The following is a 2475-nucleotide window of genomic DNA, read 5'->3' on the forward strand; positions in this document are numbered from 1 at the left end:
GCCGGTCGCGCTTACGTGATCCCGGACGACGTCAAGGCGCTCGCCGTGCCGGCGCTGCGCCATCGCGTCATCCTTTCGCCGGCCGCGCAGATCGATGGGCGGCTGGTGGAGCAGATCGTGTCCGACCTCGTCGACCAGACGGAAGCGCCGCGGTGATCTATCCGAGCGGCAGAGCGGTCTGGGCGGCGGCGGTGGGAGCGATCCCGGCGTTCCTGATCGCGCTTGCGCTGCCGTCCTTCTGGTATCTCGGCCTGCTCTGGATCTGCCTGCTGCTTGGCTTCCTGGCGGTGGACGCGGCCGCCGGACGCGGGCGCGCCTCGCTCAGCGCCAGCCTCGACGCGCCGCCGCAGGTCGGCGTCGGCGGCCGTTTCGCTGTCCATGTCGCCGCCAGTCTCGGCAAGCAGGCGCACAAGCTGCAGGCGCGCGTCGGCCATGATCAGCGGCTGGAGCCGATCAACGGCACCGGCGGCGTGCTGCCGGCGGATGGCGGCACGCTCGACCTCGAATTCACGGCGCTCAGGCGCGGCATGGCCAATTTCGACCGGCTATGGTTGCGCTGGCGCGGGCCGTTCGGGCTGGTCTGGAACCAGGTCGTGCTGCCGATGGACGAGAAGGTGGCGGTGCTGCCCGACGTCAGCCACGCCCGCGACGAGGCGATCACGCTTTTGCAACGCTCGGCGCAGGCCGACGGCCACGCACAAAAGCGGGCCGGCCAAGGCCGCGAGTTCGAGGCGCTAAAGGACTACCAGCCCGGCATGGGCCGGCGGATGATCGACTGGAAACGCAGCGCCCGCCACGGCAAGCTTCTGGCGCGCGAGTTCCGCATTGAGGAGAACAACAACGTCGTGCTCGCCATCGACAGCGGACGCCTGATGTGCGAGCCAGTCGACGGCGTGCCGAAGGTCGACCGCGCGGTGACGGCGGCGCTGCTGTCGGCGTTCATCGCGCTGAAGGGCGGCGACCTCGTCAGCCTGTTCTCCTTCGATGCGCGGCCGCGCGTCTCCAGCGGCGCGGTGCGCGGCTCCGCCAGCTTCCCGATGATCCAGAAGCGGGCGGCCGAGATAGACTATTCCAGCGAGGAAACCAACTTTACGCTGGCGCTGACGACGCTTTCGGGCAAGCTCGACCGGCGCTCGCTGGTCATCATCTTCACCGATTTCGTCGATCCGATCAGCGCCGAGCTGATGCTGCGCACCGTCGGCCGGCTGACCGAGCGCCACCTGGTGCTGTTCATGATGATGAAGGATGTCGAGCTGGAGAGCCTGGCCGACATGCCGCCGGCGACGCCGGAGGACGTGGCGCGCGCCGTCACCGCCGGCGGCCTGCTTAGGGAACGGCAGGTCGTGATCGGACGGCTGAGGCTGCTCGGCGCGCATGTCATCGAGGCCGATCACCAGCGGCTGGGCCCGGCGCTGGTCGAGCGCTATCTCGAGCTCAAGCAGGAGAATCTTTTGTGACGACGCCGGCCGGCACCGATGCGGTACGCCAGACGCTCGCCAGCTTCCGCCAGGAGCGCGAGGCCGACTGGCTGGCATTCGAGGCGCTCTTGGCGCGGGTCGAGAAGCGAGCGCCGCGCACGCTGTCGGAAGACGAATTGCTGTCGCTGCCGCTGCTCTACCGCTCGGCGCTGTCCTCGCTGTCGGTGGCCAGGGCGACGTCGCTCGACAATGCGCTCGTCTCTTATCTCGAAGCGCTCTGCCTGCGCGGCTATTTCTACCTTTACGGCGCCCGGCGTGGCTTGCGGCAGCGCATCGGCGATTTCTTCCTGCATGACTGGCCAAACGCTATCCGCGTCCTGTGGCGGGAAACCCTTGTTGCGGTCGGACTGACGGCGGTCGGCGCCGGCGCCGGCTACTGGCTGGTGGCGTCCAACAAGGGCTGGTACGACGCCATCATCGCGCCAAGCCTTGCCGGCGGGCGCAATCCGGACTCGTCGGCCGAGATGCTGCGCAGCGTGCTCTATGGCGGCGCCGACAGCCAGTTCCTGTCGAGCTTTGCCGCCTATCTCTTCACCCACAACACACAGGTGGCGATCCTGGCCTTTGCGCTCGGCTTTGCCTTTGCCGCGCCAAGCGTGCTGATCAACCTGATGAACGGCTGCATGCTCGGCGCGATATTCCAGATCTACGCCGCCAAGGGGCTGGGTTTCGGGCTCGGCGGCTGGCTCGCCATCCACGGCACCACCGAGCTGTTCGCCATCGCGCTGGCTGGGGCCGCCGGCATGCGCATCGGCACGCGCATCGCCTTTCCCGGCGAGCTGACCCGCATGGCGTCCGCCGCCGAGGCCGGACGGATCGCGGCGACCGTCATGGTCGGCGTCGTCGTGATGCTGCTGTTTGCCGGCCTGCTCGAAGGCATCGGCCGGCAGACGATCAACGGTGACGGCGCCCGCTACGCCATCGGCGGCGGCATGCTGGCCTTTTGGTGCGCCTATTTCTACCTGTTCCGAATGGTGCGGCATGGCGATCACTAGAC

At 68.3% G+C, this 2475-nt stretch carries 2 protein-coding genes and 1 pseudogene; all 3 read left to right on the forward strand.

All coding sequences use genetic code 11. The annotated features are described in order from the left end of the window. Positions 1 to 156: pseudogene (locus EN742_RS31660) on the forward strand (magnesium chelatase); the annotation flags it as partial. Beyond that, on the forward strand, positions 153 to 1457 hold the full coding sequence (locus EN742_RS31665) for a DUF58 domain-containing protein (RefSeq protein WP_128333714.1): 1305 nt from the start codon (positions 153 to 155) through the stop codon (positions 1455 to 1457). The pseudogene EN742_RS31660 and the gene EN742_RS31665, both read left to right, overlap by 4 nt. Further along, positions 1454 to 2473: a stage II sporulation protein M gene (locus EN742_RS31670; RefSeq protein WP_128333715.1), complete on the forward strand. Its 1020-nt coding sequence runs from the start codon at positions 1454 to 1456 to the stop codon at positions 2471 to 2473. The genes EN742_RS31665 and EN742_RS31670 overlap by 4 nt, the downstream gene beginning before the upstream one ends. Positions 2474 to 2475 lie beyond the last annotated feature (2 nt).

The organism is Mesorhizobium sp. M4A.F.Ca.ET.020.02.1.1, from assembly GCF_004022645.1.
In the GTDB taxonomy this organism is placed as follows: domain Bacteria; phylum Pseudomonadota; class Alphaproteobacteria; order Rhizobiales; family Rhizobiaceae; genus Mesorhizobium.